The 1,237-nt window shown below is 40.8% G+C and carries 1 protein-coding gene; it reads left to right on the forward strand.

Translation table 11 applies throughout. The features are described from left to right. A partial coding sequence (locus KDK16_RS04170) for a hypothetical protein (RefSeq protein ID WP_257274798.1) occupies window positions 1–1,114 on the forward strand: 1,114 nt, incomplete at its 5' end. Between the last annotated feature and the right edge of the window lie 123 nt (window positions 1,115–1,237).

Consider the following 1,237-nt stretch of genomic DNA (forward strand, 5'->3'; position numbering starts at 1 on the left):
CAGTGGTACAGCCACATCATCCACTCACTCTAGTCATGGCGATCCCACAAGAGAATGCTATTTCGATGACCCTGCTAAATGTTTTAGTGATAATTCCTGTGATTATCTTGTCAGTTATGACTTGGCTTCTTCCACTAATATAGAATTTGATCAGCATAATTCGGCTCATACTGTGCCAGCATTTTTTCATGGCCTATTAGGAAACAGCCTTCATAACCTTCAACATACCTTCCATACTCGTTACACATTAAGAGGTCAAACTGCAACAAGGGACTCCATTGTTACTCAGTTTTTAGACTGTTTTTGCTGCCTTCTTTGTTATACGGGTTACGAGACCGTTTATCAAAACTTGCTAAACCTGGAAGAAAAAGTAAGAGCACTGTCAGCAGCAACACCAGACAATTTGCCAGAACATGTCACTATTGATAGCCGCTCTATATCTCATACCGCTGTGATCAATAATTATCAAACGCTTTCATCGTCAACCACAGAAGCTATAGACGATAATACCCATATATTTGACCTTTTCCTGAATAATCCAGAAACAAAAAAATGGATAGTAGAGCATCTAAATCCAACGACCAATCATATGTTGGAATTGATAATGCCCGGCTTAATCAATACAGCTATACCAGCTACAGTTCACGTGCAAGAACGAGACAGTGAAGACGATAGTGAAAACTTGCAAGCATCACATTTTGTTTCATTGAATTTTCTGACCGGAACTAAAGTGCAATACCACCTTAAGAAGTTATCCACCAATAATATTCAGGTACTGGCGATTCTGGTTAGCTCTAGTGGCTACACCCTGACACTCATTATTGATAATTATGATGTTATAGCCAACCAGCCTCCGCCACTTTATGCCGAGCTACCATTACAGTTACCATTACAAAAAGCCTGTCATTGTAATGGGGCATGTAATTGCGCTACCTCAAGAAACAATGATACCAGGCCCGATTCTGAAGACATGTTGAATAGGGAGTTGTTCCACGCCCAGAGTAATATGATTACTGAAGATGGTATGCCGGAAGAAGTGAGACAATTGGTGCTAGCAGCGCTGCTCTTACCGAAATGGAAAAACGATCATGAACAGCCCAATACGGAGCGGTAATCAACGTCAGGTTGAAAGTCAAAAAACAAAACACCTGCCTCTGATGACTATTGGGCATTTATTAAAAGACAGAACTCCATTACTCAGTTCAGTGAGCCCCCATGAGTCATTCAGGTTGTAAAG

This window comes from Endozoicomonas sp. SESOKO4 (assembly GCF_024606275.1).